Below are 21,517 nucleotides of genomic sequence, written 5' to 3' on the forward strand. Positions count from 1 at the left end.
GCGCACCTGGCAGGCTTAATTAAACATTAACGGTATTGCAAAATGCAGAAAATGAATGACACATTTCCCTATATGCCATTAATGGCTTTTGCGATGACCGGATTTATTTGCATCATGACGGAAACTATTCCAGCAGGATTATTGCCAGAAATCAGTAAGGGAATGAATATTTCGCTGGCTAGCGCAGGCCAGTGGGTCACCGTCTACGCCCTCGGGTCATTATTTGCCGCTATTCCGTTAACTATCGTTACCCGGTCGTGGAATCGGAAATATGTCTTATTAATGACCGTAGCGGGATTCTTCATTTTTAATACCATTACCGCACTTTCATCAAATGTTTACCTGACCCTGTTAGCGCGTTTGGGGGCCGGGGCGGCTGCGGGACTGGCGTGGAGCCTGCTGGCGGGGTTTTCACGCCGAATTGTTGAGCCGCTTCATCAGGGTCGGGCTATGGCGATAGCCATGGCTGGGACACCGCTGGCGCTCTCACTAGGCGTTCCGCTGGGAACCTGGCTTGGGCATTATCTTGGCTGGCGCCTGACGTTCGGTATTATGTCAGTACTTTCGCTGTTACTAATGATATGGATCCGTATCAGCGTTCCGGACTCTGCGGGGCGGCTTTGTTGAATAAATCGAACTTTTGCTGAGTTGAAGGATCAGATCACGCATCTTCCCGACAACGCAGACCGTTCCGTGGCAAAGCAAAAGTTCAAAATCACCAACTGGCCCACCTACAATAAAGCCCTCATCAACCGTGGCTCCATAACTTTCTGGCTGGATGATGAAGCTATTCAGGCCTGGTATGAGTCAGCAACACCTTCTTCACGAGGCAGACCTCAGCGCTATTCTGACCTTGCCATCACGACTGTGCTGGTCATTAAACGCGTATTCAGGCTGACCCTGCGCGCTGCGCAGGGCTTTATTGATTCCATTTTTTCTCTGATGAACGTTCCGCTACGCTGCCCGGATTACAGCTGTGTCAGCAGGCGGGCAAAGTCGGTTAACGTCAGTTTCAAAACGTTCACCCGGGGTGAAATCGCGCATCTGGTGATTGATTCCACCGGGCTGAAGGTCTTTGGTGAAGGCGAGTGGAAAGTCAAAAAGCATGGCCAGGAACGCCGTCGTATATGGCGAAAGTTGCATCTGGCAGTTGACAGCAACACACATGAAATCATCTGTGCAGACCTGTCGCTGAACAATGTGACGGACTCAGAAGCCTTCCCGGGTCTTATCCGGCAGACTCACAGAAAAATCAGGGCAGCATCGGCAGACGGCGCTTACGACACCCGGCTCTGTCACGATGAACTGCGGCGTAAGAAAATCAGCGCGCTTATCCCACCCCGAAAAGGTGCGGGTTACTGGCCCGGTGAATATGCAGACCGTAACCGTGCAGTGGCTAATCAGCGAATGACCGGGAGTAATGCGCGGTGGAAATGGACAACAGATTACAACCGTCGCTCGATAGCGGAAACGGCGATGTACCGGGTAAAACAGCTGTTCGGGGGTTCACTGACGCTGCGTGACTACGATGGTCAGGTTGCGGAGGCTATGGCCCTGGTACGAGCGCTGAACAAAATGACGAAAGCAGGTATGCCTGAAAGCGTGCGTATTGCCTGAAAACACAACCCGCTACGGGGGAGACTTACCCGAAATCTGATTTATTCAACAAAGCCGACGAAAGCCTGAAACCGGTACTGTCAACCTGACTATACCAGGCTGGCATTAAACACAAGGTAACGCTCACTGCAATAAGTGAGCGCAGTCCGTTATGAGCGAAGAGCGGACATTGATGCCCCCACAGGCTTTGAAAATATTCAATATAATCGCTCCTTGAGTGTAAGTTAAGTAGCGGAGGAATGCATCCGCTACTTTTTAACGTTATGACAGTAATTAATATTTGAATCTTTTGTTTGGTATGATTTTCAGTTTTTTTGCTAAAGCTGTTAACTTTCTTAAGCGCCATTTAAGGGTGGACTCAGTTAATCCTTCCCCTGCAATACCTTTAAAAATTTCATAACAGGGCTGATCAGCATGTATTGCTTTCCAGAAATCCTCATACCCGTCATCAAGTATTTGAGCTGTAAGTGCCTCATTAAGCTCTTCAATATTAGATACTGCTAAATGTCCACCGACTAAAACACCAGCATTATTTAAATCAGATTTTGCTTTAAGCGCTTCTTTTCCAGTAGGCTCTTCACCGTTCAGTATCAAACTGGTAACTTCAATCATTTTGGCGTGAGATGTTACAGGGAAGAAAAGCCCTTTATTTCCTGCCCTTAAGCCCGAAATTTTCTTAAGATTTCCTAACTCAGCTGTTGCATCATTATGCGACACATCTGAGGCAATAATGCGACCTTCTCCATCAATTTCTATAATTTTTAGGGCAAGCAACCATGACTTTAAAATCGTAGAGTATAATCCCCATGTTTTCTCTGATGCCTCAATAAAAGGATAAGATTCGGAAAAATACGTGGGTATATCGCTCTCGAAAATTTTTTCTCCAGAAAGATTTTTTTTAAGTAAAGTCTCGACGAGTTGATTGTCTAAAATCTTTCGGCGTAGATAACCAGCAAGAGTACCTTGAGAATATATATCTCTTACATTTGTTGGAATTATCCATTCACCACTTTTAACTGCATCAAGCAAGTCTAAATTCCGCAATTCCTTCACGAGATTAAATGCGTAACCTTCCCTTACATTTAGGTTTTCTGTTATTTTTGTAATTGTCAGCTTTCTCATTGTTATCAGTTTATGAAACTGAGATATAACAGAACTTGGATACATTCTATAAATAACTAGCAGTCTAAACTCGGGAAGCTTTTGGTATACAAGATATTCTTTGAAAACATCGTTATAAGTATCATAAGTAGAACCACTCAAGCGTACCAATCTGTAAGCTGTTAACTTATCGAGGACTTTTACAAGCATTGGGTCTTCGTCAAATTGGTATTGAAGTTCATTGAAATCTGCTGGTAGCTTGGCTGCAATCTTAACTAGATAATCTTTTTCAATTTCATCCAAACCTTCAAGCTCTTCTTCAAAAAGGTCGTTCAGTTTTAAGCCCGCACTGATTAAGTCCCTCTGAGAGTCACCTTTTCGAGTGAGTTTTAAAACATGAGCTATCGTTCTTTTTAAAAGCCAAGGAAAACCCTGCGCAAATTCAATAATATAGGGTAGTATTTCTTTGCTGAGAATATTGGAGTTATTTTCATTTATTTTTTCTAAAAGAAGTATTGATTCTTTGTTTTCAAAATCCGGAAGAGTAAAGCTTTTCGATAGCTGATTAATTCTATTAAGAGAAACTTTACTGTTGTCATAGGTTGTTAGCTGATCATTTTTACGCGCAAACACTATGTATACGCCACCACGAAGCTTTGTTATTGAGTTCGCAATGTATTCATAGCAATCGAATATGTCAGGATTCGAAAATGTAGATTCAAATTGGTCAACAAAGAAAACTGCCTTTTGGCCATTTAGTGAAAGCTGCAAGTTTTTCAGTTGTTCATCAAGCTCTATAAAATTAGTCGCAATAATGCTGCTTTGGGTAAACCTCTGAACAAGATAAAAAACATCATATATTGTTTTTACATCTCTTGAGTCATGTAATTCAGTAATAACTCCATCCATTGAGAGCTTGTTTTCTAAAAAGGATACAAGGGAGCTTTTTCCTACTCCAGAGCGACTTTTTATCTGAAGAACATGTGGTAGCTCATTATGTTTGATGTGAGAAAGAAGTTCACCTATGAATTCATTCCTGCCAACGAACACAGTTGGCCCTGCAGGTAGCCTATAGTCAGCCCATTCAGTCCCAACAGTTAATCCTCGAACTATTTCACGCTTTACCTGAGGCGTTTCGTCAACTATTTTTTTCTTGCTAGGCATAATGAAATCCAAACCAGCAAGTTCTGAAACCCCTATTTTTAAATCTTCCAAAAATCTTTCATCATCAATTTGGCTGCCACTTTTATTGAATACCACAAAATTTGATGGCGTTCCTGAATTCACCTCTTTTAAAATAAATAACTTATACAACCCTGTATCAGTCTTGAGAATATTTGGGGCCACAAGGTCATAACCTTTAATTTCCCTGTATAGAAATTCTTCAGTCGGCAAATGCAAAGTCGCAGTTATTTGGTTATAAAGTTCCTTTCCTACCTTTGTCGTTAACCCCATATTTTCGACAGTTCGAAAATAATCTTCCGCCTCCGGTGTTAATGGTGATAATGACAGAAACAATCCATGCACCTTCTTTTCCAGAAGACCTAGCGGCAAAAGCTTTCCAACGAACGCAGCAACTGTTTGTCCACTCATGCTTTTGCTGTGTGCTTTAGCTTCGCCAATAATCTTTTGGCCAGTTGCTCTAGCGAATTGGACTGACCCCACGCCCGTAGACAAATTCTGTCCTCACGATGAGGCCTGTTCGAAGGCCTCCGGACTGAGGCCGCCGAGGTGACTGTGGCGCCGGGCCCGGTTGTAGAACACTTCAATGTAATCGAAGATATCGGCCCGGGCCAGATCCCGGGTTTTATAGATGCGTTTTCTGATCCGCTCTTTTTTCAGCGAACTGAAGAACGATTCGGCCACCGCATTATCCCAGCAGTTGCCACGCCTGCTCATGCTCGGGGCCAGGTTATTAGCCCGGCAGAAGCGCTGCCAGTCGTCACTGCCGTACTGGCTGCCCTGGTCTGAGTGCACGATGACCTCGCCGTCCGGTTTTCGCCGCCAGACGGCCATCATCAGCGCGTCGAGTGCCAGTTCGCGTGAGAGAGTGGGCTTCATCGACCAGCCGACCACATTACGGGCGAAGAGATCGATAACCACCGCCAGATACAGCCAGCCCTGCCAGGTGCGGATATAAGTAATATCTGTGACCCAGACCTGATTGGCCCGGACAACAGTAAACTGCCGTTGCACGCGATTAGGGGCAACCACTGAAGGCCGGCCGGCGATACGACGCGGCGCTTTATAGCCGCGTACGGCTTTGATCCGGTTTTGTTGCATAATACGACCCACCCGGTTTTTGCCGCAGGTTTCCCCGATTTCGTTCAGGTCGCCATGAACCCGCCGGTAACCGTATACGCCTCCGCTCAGTGAATATGAGTCGCGGATAAGCATCAGCAGACGCTGGTTATCTTTATCACGCGCCGAGACCGGGTTGTGCAGCCACGCATAGAACCCGGCCCGGGCGACATTCAGTACCCGACACATCGTCATCACACCCCATACAGTGCGGTGTTCATTGATAAAGCGGTACTTCAGTCGGGCTCCCTTGCAAAGTACCGCGCGGCCTTTTTCAGGATATCCCGTTCTTCTTCGGTGCGTTTTAGCTGCGCCCGGAGTTTCAGGATCTCGCTTTTGGCTTCCAGTAAATCCCGGGCATGCTGTTCGCTGTTATCAGGTTTGATAGCCCGTAGCCACTTGTAGAGGCTGTGTGCAGAAACGCCCAGACGGTCGGATACTTCGGCAACGGAATAACCGCGTTCTGTTATCTGACGGACGGCTTCTTCCTTAAATTCAGGTGTAAATCGTGGTGTGCCCATACGCTCCTCCTATGCTCAAACTATAGGGCAGGATCGTCTACCGGGGCGGGGTCAGTCCAACTTACAAGTCGGCAAAAATTCCCACGTCCGCTTCTGGCTCAAAACGGACCGACTTAAGAGATAAAGTTCCGCTGTGAGCGAGATGCAGACAGTAGTAACGTTAAGCACTTTCAACGTCTTTACGATTTTCAATCCAATATTGGCGATGATTTTTCAGATGAGTTGTTAACGGCCAGTTTTGCTTATCTTTAGGTAACCTGAGATTTCGGCCATCTAACTCTGTATATTCTGTTCCGGCCAACTGTTCTGATATCCTTATTTTCAACTCGGTATCAATCCAGAGCAAACCGCGGTCAAACAGAGTATGGATATCTGTTTTCAGTAACAGCCCATGCTGAGCACGGGTATGCCAAGCTCCTGCGTAGGGGGTAATATGTGCAGCTTCAAGTAACACTTGGATTGAACAGCCCGTTACTGCACATTTACCCTCATAAGCTTCAATGAGCTTTCGTCTAAATACTGGTTGCCCTTCTCGAATAATTACCTCGCGTAGGGCTTTAAGGCGAAAGTCACCTTCATCTTCAGGCAATTCATTGAATAATTCATCTCTCGCTTCAACTACCATCCTGTCGCCTGGCCTGGGGACTGCAATCTGAATTGGCGTCTTACCATCATCGCCAATGTCCCATATGCCGTGCAGCTCCTGCACATACAGTTCATACCGTGTATTTCGTAGGTTTCCACTACGAAATAACAAATCGTATGGGCTACCCAGGTCAGTCCGAGCGCTTTTTCGGCTACCAAGATATCGATACCGGGAGTTGCTATTGACGGTTAATGCATCCAGTTGAATGCGAATCTCGGTCTCTTTCAGGGGGGCATTGCTGTTACGGATCCACTTAACAATATTTGTAGCAGAAGCGGAATTCAGTTGTGTCACGGCATACCATACGCGGAGATATTGCGGATAGTGCATTTCTTCAGGAATTATACCAGACACATCAACATCAAACGTTGAAAAATTATGATGACGCATCCATTCTCCCCACTGGCGGGAATGGGTGCTAATACCTATGCGATGGGGTTCGCGTTTGCCAATTTCATCATTGAATTCCTGTCGGGAGGGTGCTCGACCGAGTTTCTGATAAAGCTCATTACAGCAGTCCCACACTGCCCGTACTAACAGACCCTGTGGGTATCCATCTTTACTCAGGTTCAAAATGTTCTCCTTCAACGAACATATCATGAGAATAGCAATATCCAATTCTGACACTAAATCCCCCGGATAGCATCAGGCGGTTATGAGTGAAAAGCGGAAGTTGCGCGTGATCATTAGTGGACGAGGAGTGGAGTAGCCAGCTTAAAGGATAACAACCAAAGCAGATGTGACTAACACCATCAACTTATGAGCCGGATGTGTATTGCCTTTCAAACCCTCTGAGCATATTAGTATCAACTAATTGCAAACTATGCCGATACTGACAGAATGACTATCATTTAATGATAATGAAAGAAGGAAACTTGAATTGTACAGAATGACAGGAGTTGCTGTTTTAAGTCTTACGCTGATGGGATGCAGTTCTATGCCCTCAGAAAACAGAACGCAGTACCTGATAACGGAAATGCGGTCACCAGTTTCAGGACCAACCACAGTAACTGTAACCGCGGAAAGCCTTCTGAAAAAAGACAATACCCGTAATTTGCTACTGTACGCACTCCGTCCGTTGCCTGGTAAAGTATTCACCTCTGATCTGGACAGAAAATTTGCAGCAGCGACGATCTATATCGATTTTTACCCACATAAAGGAAACAGTACGGCCGAAATCAGTGGTGAGATAAATTACTATGATCACGAGCAATACGTGAATGCCCATCTGGTAGGAGGTGTTGTCAGGACAATACCACTTGCACCACAGACCATCCCGCTGACACTCAATAAGCCATTATTAATCAGTCTGCCACATGGCATCCACTATTCCGTCATGCTGACGGACAGCCAGCCTAGAACATAGCTCCGCTTAGTAAACTCATGAGGACGAAATGGCGAAAATATGGCACAAAATTAAATCGGTTTTCATAGCAGAACCGGAAGATGCTTACTGGGATCAAAGAGCGACCAACCTTGACTATCTGGTGAAGAGGCACACAGGTGAAATTATAGTTGATCCTACCACCGCGCACTTGTCCCTGGATGAACGGGCCAAAATGGCAGTCGGTACGGTGGATTTCGAGACGATGCTTGCAGACCTGGAGATATCAACAGATTATCGTTCACTCAATCCCAATGATATTGTTGTGGCAGTCTGCATTGGGATCATGGGAGTTGGAGCTGCGCAACTGACAAATCACTATGCAGATGCACTTGAAGAGAAATTCGTAAAGCTGCATGAGAATTTTAAGCCTAAGGATAAAGGCCCCAGTCCCTTAGACTACCGGGCAGGTGGTAACCATCGTTCAATCTTTGGGCACGACTTTAATCTCAATCAGAAACTGCCTGACGGTTATACGTATGGCGGGCAAGATGTCGGAGGGCAATCGGTCTATTCCCTGGTACTCAAGTATCTCGAAAGTAACTTTCCCGGTAGCAGTGGCCTCGGCCTGCATTTGAAGGCAATACTGCATATTCTGACCCACTATCTTTCCGATTTACCCACAACGAAAGGTCTTCCTCTGCCCTTTTCTTCTTTTTTTACAGAGTGGAAAGAGGACCCCACCAAAGCTACAGGGTATGCAGCCTCGAATCCTTTAATGGAAGCTCTGGGAGATGAGTACGGAACTATTAACGCAGCTGATGCATCCACCTACGCTGTTATGAAGATGCTCTTACTATCTTATGGCGCTTTTGCCCACAGGGGACTGGATACTCCTGAAGATGAAAAAGAGCTGCATAAGACGCAACTTGCGGTGATCGCTTATGGCACTGCGCTTGTTATACAGATGCTTCTGCTGGTAACAGGAACTCTTGGACGAACCGGAAAGCTGAACTACCTTATTGCCGGTCCGTTCCTCTGGAACAGCGCCCGTTCGGTGTTGATAGTCCATAAACAGCATCGTCAGGTCATGACTCATTATGAAAAATCTATTGCCGTACTTAATGACAGCGAATCAAATTTTGACGATTGGATAAAAACTGTATGCGCTTAGTAAACCATGCCACTAATACAAAAAACTTTTATCATTTTGAAGACTCCGATGATTGTTGCGAGCCTGCTGTAGTAACAGCAGCAGCTGAGCGTTTGCGGCAAAGCAAAGATCTTAATGCTGCAGATGTCGCCCAACTGGAAACGATTGTCTCGCTTGAACTGCTGAGGTATGAGTACGCTTCTGGCGAAATGCCGGTGGATGATTTAAAGTCGCAGATACAAAAATTGCGTAATAATTTAATCGATGTCCATGGCCGGGAACCTTTCGATAATGGCAATATAGACAAAGGCTTCTACACATTTCTGAACGAGGAGTATGGTCTTGTCACAAAGTAAAAACATCCTGGCCGCTGTTGGGTTATTAGTGACGGCTATTTCATCAGCTTTTGCAGGAAAAAAAGCTTCGGACCATCTTGAAAAGCGACGTAAAAAGTCGCTTGAAAAGGAAGAAGATGGGATCGATAAAAAACTCAAAAAGGACGGAAAATGATTATTTTATTTGTTGTTATTGCAATAATTGCTTTTGTTATTATATTTGGCGCCAATGAGGTGCCCAGACGAAGAAGGCATCAGGCGATGCAGGAGGCAAAAAAGAAAAGGTTTCGTGATAGTGACCAGAGATGAATGATATAGTATTACGATCAAGGATATGTTGCATATTGATGATGCTAATACAATTAGCTTAAAAAGCTGTAGCTAAGTGTTTAGCCAGAGTTAACTTTCTAGCTTCAACGGTCCTTGGTACAAAAATGTCATCATACGAGGCATTGTAAAGAATTCCGGAAGATACGACATCCATACCTTCCGGACAATAAATAAACAGCGTATTTGTTCGCTTTACAGCATTTTAACATGCCATTAACGCCGGAAATATTAAATTAAACTTAAGTTAAATTGCCTGGGTTAATCTTAATATGCCTGGAATTACACCAGGCACGTGGCCTTCAAAATTACAGAATATTCTTTAACTTAGCCTCATCAATCCACGTTCGGAATTCTTCAAGAAGATTATCGTAAAGTGCTTCATCGCTAACGGTTGCGAAATTATCCATGGCAAAGAAGTGCGTGTTATCGATCTTACGATCTGTAAAATCATCAAGGTTTTTCAGGATGCCATAATTCGAACCTCCGAGGCCGACAAATTTCCAGAAGATTGGATAATTTGCGGATCGACGAATAGCATCTTTTATCGCTTTTGTTTTACTGATGCCGCCGTCCGTGATGAATACGATATAGACAGGTAGCTTACTGTCCCGGTAGTAATCAACAATCTCCTCCATCACTGGTGGCTCGTTGTTCGTACCACCCAAGCCAGGCAGTAATTCCCACCTTGAGCGTTTGCCACTCCCCTGAATGGTTTCGACATAATTATCGAGATTACTCAGCGTGACATTCAGATATTTTCGGTGCTTTTCAGCAAAGCCCCAAAGATCCATTTCACCGTCATCATCAAACTGAACGGCAAGAACAGCGATGCGATCCAGTACAGACTGCACATGCCCTCTTGAAAACTCTCCGGTCATTGAGCCAGAGGCATCGAGCACAAACGCTACGCTCGCCTGCAGCGTATTAAGCTTGTGCTTGGTCAAACTGACGGTCGCTTTTTTTGCAAGGCTGACCAGGCGTGGCGCTTGTTTCTCCAGCTTTTTCTCAAGACTTATCGTCGGAGCTGTTGAAGGTTGAGGAGCCGGTGTCGGAGCTTGAGATGACACGTCAACACCGTAGCTGATGGCCAGCGGCTCAAGCCCGCCATTGAAACCTTGGCCAAGCGCCCGGAGCTTCCAGTTGCCGTTATGACGATAGACCTCCGCCACGATGATGGCTTTCTCGCTGCGCCCTGCCGTCTCGGGATCGAATGATGCGATGCCGGGTGCCTGCAGGCTCAGCTGCTGCAGGCCGGTAATGGTATCGCTGCCATCGATGACGAGAGTTAAGGCAATTTTCTGAACAGCCGGTGATACACGGTTAAGTTCAATATGCACGCTTGATTGCTGTGTCCCAGGAGTCAGTTTAACGGCGCCATCCGGTGAACTCAGATTATTAAAAAAGATGAAATCGTTATCACCACTCACCTTTCCCTGTGCGTTGAGCATGAAAACGCAGGTATCGGGTTCGCCGCGAAAAGCCGGTCGCACCGGATATCGCAGGTTGAGCGTGATAGAGGATGAAGTTAGAGGGATATTCTGACCTGACTGTAATTGCATGGCTTCTGCTCCTTGTTTAATAACCGTAGTCTCTGCCACCCTTTACGCGGGTTCTGGCCTGCAGCGCCGAAAGACATTCGTCACGCTTTTGTTTATTGGAAAAGTTGATACGGCGGGACCCAAAATCACCGTGAATGTAGAAATTGACGCCTTTCTCTCGGGTGATATTCGATATTTTGCGTATCTCTATGCTGTCCTGCTCGCCCATTCTGCTCAGGAACCTGAGGCGAAGCCAGTCACCCAGTCCCATATTGCCTATGTCGGCAGGGAGGATAATTGTTCTGTCGTTGTCATTGAAGACGATGCCGAAGTACTCAATGGCGATGCGCTCAGCCATTTTTTTCATTGGCCATATCATGACAATCGGATAGAGAATGAATAAAACTCTCGCAATGTAATGTGCGGTTCCTGGCGATACAAATTTAGCCGGAAGTGCACTCAGTTGCAGAACCAGTACGGCTGAAACCACAATTACAGCAATGGAGGCACCCAACGTTTTAAACAGAACGCCAATATCGTAAACACGCTGGATGTTTGGTATTGCTGAGTATTTTCTTTTTAATTTTCGGTAGAAGAACATCCCGAATATCAGAAAGGGCAGGAACACAAAAAACGCTACAACAAAAAGTAGTATTACAGCCGAACCATCATCTTTTTTCTTTGCCATGTGCAGACACCTATAAAAAAACCCCAGTGACAGCACCGGGGTTGAGTATGTAATTATTATTAGATATTAACACCGTGCTGGGATGCCAGCGCCGGTAATCCACCTGCAAAACCCTGGCCTACGGCTTTAAATTTCCATTCGGCGCCATGGCGGTACAGTTCGCCAAAGATCATAGCGGTTTCGGTGGACGCATCTTCAGACAGATCGAAGCGTGCGATTTCAGCAGCATTATCGTTGTTGTAAACGCGCATGAAACTGTTGCTCACCATACCGAAGTTTTGCTTACGGACTTCGGCGTCATAGATGGTGACAGCGAATACCAGTTTTTTAACGTCAGCTGACACTTTGGTCAGATCAATTTTGACCGACTCATCATCGCCATCCCCTTCACCAGTACGGTTGTCACCCTGGTGTTCCACGGCGCCGTCAGGACTGGTTTTGTTGTTGAAGAAAATGAAGTGCTGATCAGAAAGCACTTTACCGTCATCACCTACCGCGAACACAGACGCATCCAGGTCAAATGGCTGACCGTCGGTGACACGCGCATCCCAGCCCAGACCAACCATCGCAACATTCATGGTTGGTGCTTCTTTAGTAAGGGATACGTTACCGCCTTTAACGAGAGAAACTGCCATTGTTAAGCTCCTGCTATTAATTAGGGTTTGGGCTGAATGAACAGCCCGGGGACAGAAAAGCGACTTTTATCAGGACGCGTTAATGCCGTACTGAGCACACACGGAAGCCAGGCCACCAGCATAACCCTGGCCGACCGCACGGAACTTCCATTCGGTATTGTGACGATACAGTTCGCCAAACAGCATGGCGGTTTCTGTGGAGGCGTCTTCAGTCAGATCATAACGAGCGACTTCAGTCTGGTTATCGTCGTTCACCAGGCGGATAAACGCACCGGATACCTGACCAAAGCTCTGTCGGCGGGCCTGTGCATCATGGATCGTCACCACAAACACAATCTTATCCACGTCTGCCGGGATAGTATCCAGTTTGATTTTCAGGGATTCATCATCACCATCGCCTTCACCGGTACGGTTATCACCGGTATGGGTAACGGACCCGTCAGCTGACTTCAGGTTGTTATAGAAAATGAAATCTGCGTCATTACGAACTTTGCCACTGGCGCTCAGCAGAAACGCAGAAGCATCCAGGTCGAAGTCCTGCCCGTCAGTGGAACGAGCATCCCAGCCCAGACCAACCAGAACATTTTTCATGGTTGGAGCTGCTTTGCTCAGGGATACGTTACCGCCTTTAGAAAGAGAAACACTCATAGTTCAGCCTCATGCATTAGTAATAGAATTAGTGAAATTCTCAGGAGATTAGCTCTCCTTTCCCTCTGTTTCTGGTTTGCCCGGGAACATGACGCTTGCAATGATCCCGACGGCCAGGACACCCAGCACGACGTACAGGCTGGTGGTGGCCGCAATATTATACCCGTGGTGCCAGATATGGTCTGTTGCGTTCAGCCCCAGTTTGGCAGCGATGAAGAACAGCAGTACGATAACGGCTTTCTCCAGATGCACCAGATACTGCTTCAGGGCTTCGAGTACGAAATACAGGGTACGAAGGCCCAGGATAGCAAACATCATGGCACTGTAGACAATCAGTGGCTCACGGCTGACGGCTATGATGGCCGGGACCGAGTCAAACGCAAACATGACATCGGAGAGCTCCACTACTGCCACACAGAGCATCAGCGGCGTGGCGTAGCGCCATGCTTTCTTACCGCGACCGATGGTCACATCTTTGTTTTCAGGTTTTGCCAGCTCGGCATCCACTTCTTTCTGAGAGAGAAGGAAAGCGTGACCCTGAAGTTTTGGCCAGATCGGGAAGAAGCGTTTAACCATCCGGTATGCAAGATGCTGCGAATAGTCTTCCACTTCCTCTTCATCACCGCCACTTCTGAGCATCATGACAGCCGTCCAGGCCACGATGAGGGCGAATACCACTTCAACATACGGCCCCAGGCTCAGCAGGCCAGCACCGATGGCCACAAAAATGCCCCTGAAGACGATGGCGCCAATAATGCCCCAGTAGAGCACACGGTGACGGAAACGATCCGGTACCGAGAACCAGGAGAAAATGGCCATCATCACGAACAGGTTGTCGACAGAAAGCACCTTCTCCAGTGCATAACCAGTGACAAACAGGCTTGCGACTTCAGCACCGTGGTGAACGTACAGGAACCCGGCAAATGCCATCGCGACAATGACCCAGAACACGGACCACAGCGCGGCACTTTTCAGCGAAATTGGCTTGTCATGACGGTGCATGAACAGGTCAATGAAAATGGCACCGAGTGACAGCGCAATAAACACTGTGACTGTCTCAACCGGAAAACCAATATGTGTCGAAACCATAATTTACCTTTAAAGGATGTATCTCAGAGGCCGAATTCAGCCGGGTCAAAGCCGAGCGCGACAGCGATTTCACGTGCGGCTGCTTTCTCATCCGGGTCAAAGTTACCGTCGCTTTTGCCAACAGCAATACCAACGCGTAATGCCAGTTGTGCGGCTTCAGGCTGATCTTTCAGCGCCAGGATGTACTTCATGGTTTCACCTTTACCAATCTCAACATCGAAATCGAAACTTGAAACCAGTTTGTTGAAGAACTCGATAACCTCATTGGTATCGAAAATTTTCAGTTCTTCGGAAGCACGCAGAAAACCCATCATTTTCTGTTTTTCTTCCGAGCTTACGCCGTCACTGGCGGCAGCAATACGGGCGCAGACAGCGACTGTACCCTGCATGAACTTCTTATTTTTGAAACGGCCAACCTGACGGGTCAGTTCGTCGCGCCCGGAATTAAGCGCACCTTTAACTTTGTCGAAAAAACTCATGGTTAAATCCTTTGATGTGACGTTATTTAGAACCGGCGCTCCAGCGAAAGCCCCAGTTAAAGGCTTTGTCCATTTCAGACTGGCCTTTGAAATACTGGTTGATTCGCTCCACCTTGATGGCGCCATTTTCGTTGACAAGGCGGGCAATCGCACACAAGGTGCGACGGTTATCGCCTTCTGTCAGCCGGGTTTCAATAGGCGGCTGATCCGGAACATGGATGGTGACGATCCCATCTGTTTTATCCCAGCTGGCCGCACCTTCGTAAATGAAGGCATAGATCAGGACCTCACGAACGTGCTTCCATTCGCGGCCGTTGATGTGCAGCCATTCACCTGAAGCATTGTCGCCAGTACGATCATCGCCCTGCAGCTGAACATAAGGTTCGTCATGATAATCACCGAAGGCATTACCCAGCGCCTGTATTACCGATTTGTAACCGTCTTCCAGCTCTACAAAGGCACCCAGATCCAGATCAATCCCTTTGGAACCAAACATGCCCCTCAGTCCTGAGCTGCCGCTTGCGCGATTCCAGTTAAGATTGATACGGATCTCGCCAAAGTTATCGCGTTTGGCCAGGCTGATTGCTGGTTTCTCCTTGGTCAGGGAAACCTTGCTCAGGCTTACTTTATTAGCTGCCGGAGCTGGTGCTGGTGGCGTAACGGCAGGCGGCGCAGTTGTAGTGTCCGGAGCCGGTGAGTCTGCGATATCAACACCAAAGTGTTCCGCCAGCGGCTTTAGTCCGCCATTGAAACCCTGAGCAACGAAGCGGAATTTCCACTCGTTATTACGACGATAGAATTCACCCAGAATGAGCGCAGCTTCCTGACGGCCCGTTAAATCCACGACGCCGCTAACCAGACGGGTTGCACCCTGCTCTACGTCAATAGACAGATTGCGAAGACCAGCAACGGTCTGCCCACCGTCACAGGTAACGGTAAAGGCAATTTTCTGGACATCGGTCCTCAGCCGGTTAAGAGCGACAGTAAATGTTGAATACTGTCCCTCACTCACCAGGCTGACAGTGCCATCATCGTTGCGCAGCTGGCCGTAGAAGACCATATCCGCATCCCCCTGCACTTTTCCGTCTGCATAAAGACGAAACGCAGAGGCGTCAACCGGACCACCTGAGGTGATTCGAACCCGGAGCTCCTGTGATGGTACGGGGGCATTGCCCCCCGGCGTCAGGTTCATTAGCGGACTACCGTTGAAACGATATCGGAGTGCATATCGGTAATGGTACGACCGCGGCATGGGTGGCCATGGGCCGTGAAGTCCCAGTTGCCATTATTACGACGCAGGGACGCAATAACGATGCCGGTATGGGCGCCCTGCTCGGTCAGCTGATAACGGGCGAGTTCTTTGTTGGTCTGATCAACTACACGGCAGAATGCATTATCGACATCGTTGAACGACTGACCACGGAAGCTGTTCACGGTAAAGGCCAGGTACTCGACATTTGCAGGCAGTTTGCTCAGATTGACATTGATCACTTCATCATCACCATCGCCTTCACCTGTCAGGTTGTCGCCGCTGTGAACAACAGCCGTACATTTGGATTTCAGTTGTTGGAACCAGACGGTGTCGATTTTGTTTCCGGCGCTGTCCATGAGGACACATCCGGCATCTAGATCGATGGAACCACTGCCACCAAACAACCCACCCAGCAGCCCTTTTTTCTTAATTGGATCCCAGCCAAGACCAAACTGAAGCTGGCTGAGTGCAGAAGATTGTTTAGTGAGTGAAACCGTCTGATTCTTGCTTAATGAAACCATATTTATTTCCTTAAATGGTGATGAGAAAGTTAACCCAGAGATAACGCTTATCCACTAACGTAAAAAATCATATCATGATGAAGTTCTGAGGCAAGAACAAATTTTTAGGTTTTTTTGATCCAGGGCTGTATTTTCGCTACATTGTTGCGCACTTAAATCTTTCAGGTTGCTGAAATATAAGTGTATAAACCCCCTGCATGATCACAGTCACAGCGTTGAAAATGCCCGCATTTAACAATCATGTTATGATTGACATCAACTTAAGACATTCTTAGACTCTCATAACCGCCTTAACAGCTTGAACTTATCAGGTAATAACTTAAAAAATGAAAAACAAAATTTGGCTTATGGAAGGACTTTCATCACAGCGTGATATTATTCAGGGAATGAAGTCTTTCGCTAAATTTAATAACTTCAATCTTGTTGTTTATGCCTCTCATCGTCACGAACGTAATGAATTGCTTGCCGTTGCTGACTATGCGCTAATCGAACCCTCTGACCCGGAAAGCCGCCTTGCTTTCATTCTCGACACTATCGGGAAACACGGGATTAATGCTGTTCATACGGGACGAAATAGTCAGTGGTTCGAACAGCATCGTGCTGCAATCGAAGCGTCGGGCGCTACGCTCACCACTGGCGCGACGGCTTCTGACTGGCTGACGCTTGCCGACGATAAAGTTACTTTCGCTGACTTTATGCAGCAATGTGGACTGCCGGTCGTCCCTTCTGTACGCATCAACTCGATTTCGGCGCTGCAGGACCATCTTGCTAATCCTCCTTTTGCGGATACTCCGCTATGTGTCAAACCCGTCACGGGTATTTATGGCATGGGATTCTGGCGTTTCGATGACGAGGCCTCCTCCATAGCGGTATTCAACAACCCGGAAAACCGGATCGTGAAACCCGGCCAGTATATTGCAGCGCTGAGCGCCGCTAAGACGTTTACCCCCCTTGTTTTGATGCCGTATCTGCCTGGACCCGAATATTCTGTCGATATTCTGGCGCACAAGGGTGAAGTCCTCGCAGCTGTGGGACGTCGCAAAGAAGGTGCGCTTCAGTATCTGGTGAACTGCGGCGAAGCATACGAGCTGGCCTGTAACTGTGCCCGGGCTATGAACGCGGACGGCCTCACCAATGTGCAGACGCGTAATGACCACAACGGCAAGCCAGTGCTGCTTGAGACGAATATGCGTCCGTCAGGTGGGATTGGATACACGTTGCGCAGCGGCGTAAATCTGCCGGGGCTGTTTGCCTTCCACCAGCTGGGCCTGATGTCGAAAAATGAAGTGATAGATAACGCGATGGTTTCCTTCAAGCCTGCAACGGTGCGATCCATTACCGATGTCATCGTCTATCCAGCCGACCTCACCAACCGTATTAATTAAGGCTCACTATGTCACTGTTGAACGAAGACACTGTTTATCGACGTGCATTGTTATGCGGCACGATTCAGGTCACACGCGCCCGGGGCGAGATGTCCCTTAACGATCTTTTTGATATTGCTGAGCGCCATAACCCGAAACGTGCTTTTCTCTTTGTCAGCAAAGTGCTGGGCAGACATATTCCGGTTCCTCCTTCGACAATGCGTCAGGCATACCAGCGTCTGGCCCGCCAGTTTCCGGAGTCCGTTCCCGGACCGGTGCTGTTTATCGGGATGGCCGAGACTGCGGTAGGTCTCGGGGCTGGCGTGTTTGATGAACTTCGCCACCAGTACGCGGATTCCGTTTACCTGACCTCAACGCGCCATCCTCAGGACGGTGAACTGCTGTGTGAATTTAAGGAAGAGCACAGCCATGCGACAGATCATCTGATCTACCTGCCCGCTGAGGCGGAAATGCGCCGCAGAGTGACCGAAGCGCGAACCCTGGTTCTGATTGATGATGAAGCCACAACCGGTAACACCTTCATCAATCTCCTTGCGGCACTGCGCAATACTGGCCGGTTGCCACAGCTGGAGCAGGTTGTGGCTGTCACACTCACCGACTGGAGTGGTGATGCGCTGGAAACGCGTTGTCCTTTGCCGGTGCGCACGCTGTCATTGGTCAGCGGTGCATGGCAGTGGGAACCCATCCCGGACGCGCCCGTCCCGGTAATGCCAGCGGTGAATGTGACTTCCCGGGGTAACTTCCCCATCACCGGCAAACAGTCCTGGGGCCGACTGGGGATGACGGCGCCCGCTAATGACCTGGGCCGTAATATCACCATCTCACCGGGAGAACGCGTGCTGGTGCTGGGCACAGGTGAATTTGTGTGGGAACCGTTCCTGCTTGCTGAGCGTCTGGCCGAGGCCGGTGCGGATGCGTTTTACAGTTCCACTACCCGATCACCGATAGCCACAGGCTTCGCCATTCAGTCGGCTATTGCCTTCACGGATAACTATGGTCTGGGCATTCCCAATTTTTTATACAACGTTGCGCACCAGCGGTTTGATCGCGTTCTGCTTTGCACCGAGACGCCAGCGGCCAGCGTGGACAGTCACCTGATGAAGACGCTGGCAGGAGTAGCCGCCAGTGTGGAGATTATTAGCTATGAATAAACCCGTTGTCCTGAGTGACCTTGATGACACCCTCTTCCAGACCCGACGCAAAATGGTGGATGAGCTCGCGCTGGAGCCCTTTAAAACCGGAGCGCTGGACAGAAGTTTAGCGCCACGCAGCTTCATGACTGAAGAGCAGTCCATGCTGGTGGACTGGTTACTGGAGCAGGCTGAACTTATTCCGGTGACGGCCCGCGGCACTGAAGAAATCAGCCGCGTGCAGATCCCCTTCCACTCTTGGGCGATTACAACCCATGGTGCCGTTATCCTGAACCCACAGGGTCAGCCTGACGAGGACTGGAAAGCGCACATGTTGCAGGGCCTGGCGCAGTACGAAGAGAGGCTTATCTCCATGCAACGTGCGATCACAGAGATGATGGAAGCCAGGGGCATTAACGCCTGGGCGCGACTCAACTATGAATATGACGGCACACCCGTCTATCTGGTGATGAAGCACCGCGACAGCACACGGCTTGATGAGCTGTATGCCATTGCAGACGAGATTGAAGCGGTATTCCCGGTCGCGGACTTCTATATCCACCGTAACAGCAACAATGTTGCCTGGCTTCCTCATCCCGTGGAAAAAGGTCTGGCCGTTACCTGGTTGCTGAACAAATTACGTGCCGAGCGAGGTGTATTCCCGGTGATTGGGCTCGGTGACAGTCTTAGCGATCACCGCTTTATGAAGCTCTGCAGCTGGTACGGGATCCCGCGTCAAAGCCAGTTCGCTGAAGCCGTCTCAATGAAAATTTTTGGAGAACTGTAAGATGCAGCCACTCATTCCTTTTTCGGGCTCTTACGACGCCAGTGATGTCCAGTTCCTGCTCAAACCCATTGAAATGGAAATGACGCCGGTTGACCAAAAAGAGGCGCTGATCCAGTCCGGCAAAAAGCATTATTCAGACATGCTGAGCCAGGAGCCTGCCCCTACCTCTTGGCATCTGGATCTATTCTCACGCGCACTGGATCGTGGCGCGGCCCGACTGGCACACGAAGTAACACAACTTGCCCGCGAACTGGCCAACCGCTTTGGTGATGAACCCATTATTCTGGCAAGTCTCGTCCGGGCCGGTGTGCCTCTGGGCGTGATGCTGCATCAGACGCTGCGGGACATGGGGAAAACATCCTTCCACTACGGGATCAGCATTATTCGTGATCGCGGCATCGATACCGCTGCCCTGGATATCATTGAATCCCGTCATGGCACACATGGCATTGTGTTCGTTGATGGCTGGACCGGTAAAGGCGCGATCACGGGTCAACTGGTTCGCTCCCTGGAAGGACGCAGCGGTTATCCGGAACACCCCCGCCTTGTGGTGCTCGCTGACCCGTGTGGCTGCTCCTGGCTGGCGGCAAGCGATGATGACTGGCTGATCCCGTTCGGGATTATGGGGGCGCCGGTATCAGGCCTTATTTCACGCTCTGTATGGACTACTGAAGGGTTACACGGCTGCGTCGTGTGCGAACATCTGAATGAGTACGAATGCAGCCGCTTGCTGGTCGGGACGGTTGCCGATTATCGCGAAAAACTCGATCCCGCGGCTGTACCCGGGCTCGACTGGAATATGGCAGCGAATACCGGTCTGTGGCAGAAGAGTCGTGATGTGATCGCCCTCCTTGCTGACAGGTATGCGGTCGACAGCATCAACCGGATTAAACCGGGTATCGCTGAAGCAACCCGCGCCGTATTACGCCGGGTACCCGATCATGTGTTTGTACGCTCAGTCAGCGATCCGGATGTCGAGTTACTGGTAGGCCTGGCCCGCGATAAAGGGATCATCGTTACCGAAATGGGTGACGCACTTGGCCAGTACCGGGCCGTGACCATTATTAAAAAGGTGCTCTGATGAAAAATCGCCTCTCGCCCTGGAATCTTGGCGCCACGCTGTACATGCCCGCAACCCGTTACGATATTGAGGGAGCTATCCTGGACGGCAAGATCCCGGGACTTCGCTCGCTGGTCATTTGTCTGGAGGATGCGGTCAGTGAAACAGATATCCCCCGGGCGCTGGAAAATCTGAGACAGCTGCTGCAGCGCCTCAGCCAGGAAAAATTACGTGCCGGTAACCAGGACTGGCCGCTGGTGTTTATTCGCCCGCGACATACGGAAATGGGGCAATGGCTGGTTCAGAATGTCGACCTGAGCGCCGTTGACGGTTTTGTACTGCCAAAATTCACTCTGGCCTCGTTGCCGGAATGGTGGGCGGCAATGGCAGACACGCACCTTTGTCTTATGCCGACCCTTGAAACCGACGACGTGTTTGATGTCCTCCGGATGCGTGAACTTGCGGAAAAGCTACTTTCTCATCCATGCCTTGATCGGCTCATTGCCCTGCGTATCGGCGGAAATGACCTGATGAATGTGGTCTCGCTGAGACGGCCGCGGAATCTGACACTTTACGACGGGCCTATGGGCTACGTGATTAAAATGCTGGTGTCAGTATTCGGTCCGCGTGATTTTGCGCTGACGGCGCCAGTCTGTGAGCATATTGACGATCATGACATTATGGCGCGGGAGCTGGCGCTTGATATGGCGCATGGGCTGGTGGGTAAAACGGCCATCCACCCTGCTCAGATTGATGTTATCGAAAACGCACTGAAGGTATCAGCAGGCGAACATTCGGATGCGCTCCGGATCCTCAACTCCACTCAGGCTGTATTCAAATCGCAGGGCGCGATGTGCGAACCGGCAACGCATCGCCGCTGGGCAGCGAGCATACTGGAACGAGCCCGGATATATGGCATGATCCCGGAACAAAGCGCAGAGGGTATCAGACTGATGCCACTGTCACAGAAAAACTGA

General features: G+C 48.9%; 21 protein-coding genes and 1 pseudogene. 11 read left to right on the forward strand and 11 right to left on the reverse strand.

Annotated features, from left to right (window positions below; genetic code table 11):
* Positions 1 to 42: 42 nt before the first annotated feature.
* Together AAHF05_RS24685 and AAHF05_RS24690 are read left to right on the forward strand one after the other, a co-directional pair.
* Positions 43 to 618, forward strand: a pseudogene (locus AAHF05_RS24685) (MFS transporter); the annotation flags it as partial.
* 30 nt (positions 619 to 648) lie between these two features.
* Positions 649 to 1,617 (forward strand): IS5-like element IS903B family transposase, encoded by a 969-nt coding sequence (locus AAHF05_RS24690; RefSeq protein ID WP_022652343.1) that lies wholly within the window; start codon positions 649 to 651, stop codon positions 1,615 to 1,617.
* A 273-nt stretch (positions 1,618 to 1,890) separates the two neighbouring features.
* Here the strand turns inward: AAHF05_RS24690 and AAHF05_RS24695 are convergent, their stop codons facing one another.
* The 3 genes from AAHF05_RS24695 to AAHF05_RS24705 all read right to left on the reverse strand — a co-directional run bounded on the left by AAHF05_RS24695 (position 1,891) and on the right by AAHF05_RS24705 (position 6,813).
* Positions 1,891 to 4,395 carry a hypothetical protein gene (locus AAHF05_RS24695; protein WP_213783350.1) on the reverse strand — a complete coding sequence of 835 codons (2,505 nt, stop codon included), beginning with the start codon at positions 4,393 to 4,395 and terminating at the stop codon, positions 1,891 to 1,893.
* A gap of 9 nt (positions 4,396 to 4,404) precedes the next feature.
* Positions 4,405 to 5,540, reverse strand: a protein-coding gene (locus AAHF05_RS24700; protein WP_201405648.1) for an IS3 family transposase whose coding sequence is annotated in 2 segments (ribosomal slippage) — positions 4,405 to 5,294 and positions 5,294 to 5,540 — 1,137 coding nt in all. Because the reading frame shifts where the segments join, the coding sequence is not laid out codon by codon here.
* 160 nt (positions 5,541 to 5,700) lie between these two features.
* Entirely contained in the window at positions 5,701 to 6,813 is a 1,113-nt protein-coding gene (locus tag AAHF05_RS24705; RefSeq protein ID WP_224435157.1) for an HNH endonuclease, read from the reverse strand.
* Between the two features lie 253 nt (positions 6,814 to 7,066).
* Here AAHF05_RS24705 and AAHF05_RS24710 point away from each other — a divergent pair, with 253 nt between their 5' ends.
* From AAHF05_RS24710 to AAHF05_RS24725, 4 genes are read left to right on the forward strand one after another with little or no spacing between them, the layout of a single operon-like run.
* Complete coding sequence (locus tag AAHF05_RS24710) at positions 7,067 to 7,552, forward strand: hypothetical protein (RefSeq protein ID WP_131638990.1); 486 nt, start codon at positions 7,067 to 7,069, stop codon at positions 7,550 to 7,552.
* 28 nt (positions 7,553 to 7,580) lie between these two features.
* Positions 7,581 to 8,684, forward strand: a complete 1,104-nt coding sequence (locus tag AAHF05_RS24715) for a hypothetical protein (protein WP_045295106.1) — start codon at positions 7,581 to 7,583, stop codon at positions 8,682 to 8,684.
* On the forward strand, positions 8,675 to 9,019 hold the full coding sequence (locus AAHF05_RS24720; RefSeq protein ID WP_045295107.1) for a hypothetical protein: 345 nt from the start codon (positions 8,675 to 8,677) through the stop codon (positions 9,017 to 9,019). Before AAHF05_RS24715 ends, AAHF05_RS24720 begins: the two co-directional genes overlap by 10 nt.
* The gene (locus tag AAHF05_RS24725; protein WP_155404427.1) at positions 9,006 to 9,173 is read left to right on the forward strand and encodes a hypothetical protein; all 168 of its coding nucleotides are present in this window, start codon (positions 9,006 to 9,008) and stop codon (positions 9,171 to 9,173) included. The genes AAHF05_RS24720 and AAHF05_RS24725 overlap by 14 nt, the downstream gene beginning before the upstream one ends.
* A 460-nt stretch (positions 9,174 to 9,633) precedes the next feature.
* Here AAHF05_RS24725 and AAHF05_RS24730 read toward each other — a convergent pair whose 3' ends face one another.
* From AAHF05_RS24730 to AAHF05_RS24765, 8 genes are all read right to left on the reverse strand, one after another.
* Positions 9,634 to 10,887, reverse strand: coding sequence for a VWA domain-containing protein (locus AAHF05_RS24730; RefSeq protein ID WP_374936485.1), 1,254 nt, complete (start codon positions 10,885 to 10,887; stop codon positions 9,634 to 9,636).
* Positions 10,888 to 10,903: 16 nt separating this feature from the next.
* Positions 10,904 to 11,554 carry a hypothetical protein gene (locus AAHF05_RS24735; RefSeq protein WP_045295110.1) on the reverse strand — a complete coding sequence of 217 codons (651 nt, stop codon included), beginning with the start codon at positions 11,552 to 11,554 and terminating at the stop codon, positions 10,904 to 10,906.
* Positions 11,555 to 11,613: 59 nt separating this feature from the next.
* Entirely contained in the window at positions 11,614 to 12,189 is a 576-nt protein-coding gene (locus AAHF05_RS24740) for a TerD family protein (protein WP_045295113.1), read from the reverse strand.
* Positions 12,190 to 12,258: 69 nt separating this feature from the next.
* The gene (gene terD / locus AAHF05_RS24745; RefSeq protein ID WP_045295115.1) at positions 12,259 to 12,837 is read right to left on the reverse strand and encodes a tellurium resistance membrane protein TerD; all 579 of its coding nucleotides are present in this window, start codon (positions 12,835 to 12,837) and stop codon (positions 12,259 to 12,261) included.
* Positions 12,838 to 12,885: 48 nt separating this feature from the next.
* Positions 12,886 to 13,926: a TerC/Alx family metal homeostasis membrane protein gene (locus AAHF05_RS24750; RefSeq protein ID WP_045295116.1), complete on the reverse strand. Its 1,041-nt coding sequence runs from the start codon at positions 13,924 to 13,926 to the stop codon at positions 12,886 to 12,888.
* A gap of 23 nt (positions 13,927 to 13,949) precedes the next feature.
* A complete protein-coding gene (locus AAHF05_RS24755; protein WP_045295118.1) occupies positions 13,950 to 14,405 on the reverse strand; it encodes a tellurite resistance TerB family protein in 456 nt (151 codons plus the stop codon).
* 22 nt (positions 14,406 to 14,427) lie between these two features.
* Complete coding sequence (locus tag AAHF05_RS24760; protein ID WP_045295120.1) at positions 14,428 to 15,597, reverse strand: TerD family protein; 1,170 nt, start codon at positions 15,595 to 15,597, stop codon at positions 14,428 to 14,430.
* A complete protein-coding gene (locus AAHF05_RS24765; protein WP_045295122.1) occupies positions 15,597 to 16,178 on the reverse strand; it encodes a TerD family protein in 582 nt (193 codons plus the stop codon). The genes AAHF05_RS24760 and AAHF05_RS24765 overlap by 1 nt, the downstream gene beginning before the upstream one ends.
* Before the next feature lie 326 nt (positions 16,179 to 16,504).
* On the opposite strand from AAHF05_RS24765, the gene AAHF05_RS24770 reads away from it, so the two are divergent.
* The 5 genes from AAHF05_RS24770 to AAHF05_RS24790 are packed head-to-tail and all read left to right on the forward strand — an operon-like array spanning position 16,505 to position 21,517.
* Positions 16,505 to 17,563, forward strand: coding sequence for an ATP-grasp domain-containing protein (locus AAHF05_RS24770; protein WP_108091237.1), 1,059 nt, complete (start codon positions 16,505 to 16,507; stop codon positions 17,561 to 17,563).
* Between the two features lie 8 nt (positions 17,564 to 17,571).
* The gene (locus AAHF05_RS24775; protein ID WP_213783320.1) at positions 17,572 to 18,714 is read left to right on the forward strand and encodes a phosphoribosyltransferase domain-containing protein; all 1,143 of its coding nucleotides are present in this window, start codon (positions 17,572 to 17,574) and stop codon (positions 18,712 to 18,714) included.
* Entirely contained in the window at positions 18,707 to 19,480 is a 774-nt protein-coding gene (locus AAHF05_RS24780; RefSeq protein ID WP_108091236.1) for a hypothetical protein, read from the forward strand. The genes AAHF05_RS24775 and AAHF05_RS24780 overlap by 8 nt, the downstream gene beginning before the upstream one ends.
* 1 nt (position 19,481) lies before the next feature.
* Entirely contained in the window at positions 19,482 to 20,561 is a 1,080-nt protein-coding gene (locus tag AAHF05_RS24785; RefSeq protein WP_045295130.1) for a cysteine protease StiP family protein, read from the forward strand.
* Positions 20,561 to 21,517, forward strand: a complete 957-nt coding sequence (locus tag AAHF05_RS24790; protein WP_045295132.1) for an HpcH/HpaI aldolase/citrate lyase family protein — start codon at positions 20,561 to 20,563, stop codon at positions 21,515 to 21,517. Before AAHF05_RS24785 ends, AAHF05_RS24790 begins: the two co-directional genes overlap by 1 nt.

The organism is Enterobacter adelaidei (assembly GCF_041937165.1).
GTDB classification, from domain to species: domain Bacteria; phylum Pseudomonadota; class Gammaproteobacteria; order Enterobacterales; family Enterobacteriaceae; genus Enterobacter; species Enterobacter adelaidei.

What these genes read in the sequence shown, in the direction of transcription:
- AAHF05_RS24740 (WP_045295113.1), bottom strand. Translation starts at nt 12,189, where the DNA reads ATGGCAGTTTCTCTCGTTAAAGGCGGTAACGTATCCCTTACTAAAGAA.
- AAHF05_RS24750 (WP_045295116.1), bottom strand. Translation starts at nt 13,926, where the DNA reads ATGGTTTCGACACATATTGGTTTTCCGGTTGAGACAGTCACAGTGTTT.
- AAHF05_RS24765 (WP_045295122.1), bottom strand. Translation starts at nt 16,178, where the DNA reads ATGGTTTCATTAAGCAAGAATCAGACGGTTTCACTCACTAAACAATCT.
- AAHF05_RS24760 (WP_045295120.1), bottom strand. Translation starts at nt 15,597, where the DNA reads ATGAACCTGACGCCGGGGGGCAATGCCCCCGTACCATCACAGGAGCTC.
- AAHF05_RS24785 (WP_045295130.1), top strand. Translation starts at nt 19,482, where the DNA reads ATGCAGCCACTCATTCCTTTTTCGGGCTCTTACGACGCCAGTGATGTC.
- AAHF05_RS24735 (WP_045295110.1), bottom strand. Translation starts at nt 11,554, where the DNA reads ATGGCAAAGAAAAAAGATGATGGTTCGGCTGTAATACTACTTTTTGTT.
- AAHF05_RS24790 (WP_045295132.1), top strand. Translation starts at nt 20,561, where the DNA reads ATGAAAAATCGCCTCTCGCCCTGGAATCTTGGCGCCACGCTGTACATG.
- terD (WP_045295115.1), bottom strand. Translation starts at nt 12,837, where the DNA reads ATGAGTGTTTCTCTTTCTAAAGGCGGTAACGTATCCCTGAGCAAAGCA.
- AAHF05_RS24755 (WP_045295118.1), bottom strand. Translation starts at nt 14,405, where the DNA reads ATGAGTTTTTTCGACAAAGTTAAAGGTGCGCTTAATTCCGGGCGCGAC.
- AAHF05_RS24775 (WP_213783320.1), top strand. Translation starts at nt 17,572, where the DNA reads ATGTCACTGTTGAACGAAGACACTGTTTATCGACGTGCATTGTTATGC.
- AAHF05_RS24730 (WP_374936485.1), bottom strand. Translation starts at nt 10,887, where the DNA reads ATGCAATTACAGTCAGGTCAGAATATCCCTCTAACTTCATCCTCTATC.
- AAHF05_RS24720 (WP_045295107.1), top strand. Translation starts at nt 8,675, where the DNA reads ATGCGCTTAGTAAACCATGCCACTAATACAAAAAACTTTTATCATTTT.
- AAHF05_RS24770 (WP_108091237.1), top strand. Translation starts at nt 16,505, where the DNA reads ATGAAAAACAAAATTTGGCTTATGGAAGGACTTTCATCACAGCGTGAT.
- AAHF05_RS24780 (WP_108091236.1), top strand. Translation starts at nt 18,707, where the DNA reads ATGAATAAACCCGTTGTCCTGAGTGACCTTGATGACACCCTCTTCCAG.
- AAHF05_RS24715 (WP_045295106.1), top strand. Translation starts at nt 7,581, where the DNA reads ATGGCGAAAATATGGCACAAAATTAAATCGGTTTTCATAGCAGAACCG.